Annotated in this window: 2 protein-coding genes; both read left to right on the top strand. The window is 31.1% G+C overall.

From position 1 onward, the window contains the following. A partial coding sequence (locus CQA44_RS12940; RefSeq protein ID WP_220272171.1) for a hypothetical protein occupies positions 1-219 on the top strand: 219 nt, incomplete at its 5' end. Further along, the coding region (locus CQA44_RS12325) for a hypothetical protein (protein ID WP_147289821.1) at positions 206-482 on the top strand (277 nt) is incomplete at its 3' end. The genes CQA44_RS12940 and CQA44_RS12325, both read left to right, overlap by 14 nt.

Genomic DNA, 482 nt, shown 5'->3' with positions numbered 1-482 from the left:
AAATTTATTGGAATAGCATTGCCTTTAACAGATTTGACAGAGGAACAATGTTTGATGAAAGATGATATTTTGGGTGTAATGCAAAAATGCTATAATGAGATGCAACAAATTCACAATATAATAGCTAAAAAAGCTAAAGTTGGTTTATTCGAAAAAATTTTAAGTGTTGCACAACGCTTATATGATGACATTAAGGTGGTTCTCAATGGGTGCAAATGAAAACAATGGTATTAATGAAATCCATAATCAAGAAGCCTATGAGGGTATCAAACAAGTAATGCTCCAAGAGGGAGTAATACCTAGAGAAGTCATTAAATATAGTGAAAAAATGCAAGAAAAGAAAAGGATAGAAGAGAAACAAAAAGATATAGAAGAAGCTTTAGGTCATACAGGCACTGCAAAAAACATTATTGAATCCATTGATAGGCAATATCCTACTCTTAAACCTATCATCACTCCCATAAAAATTATCATTAAAAGAG

It is taken from the genome of Helicobacter sp. MIT 14-3879 (assembly GCF_003364125.1).
The sequence above is the reverse complement of the archived record's forward strand: the minus strand, read 5'-3'. Positions and strand labels throughout refer to the sequence as shown.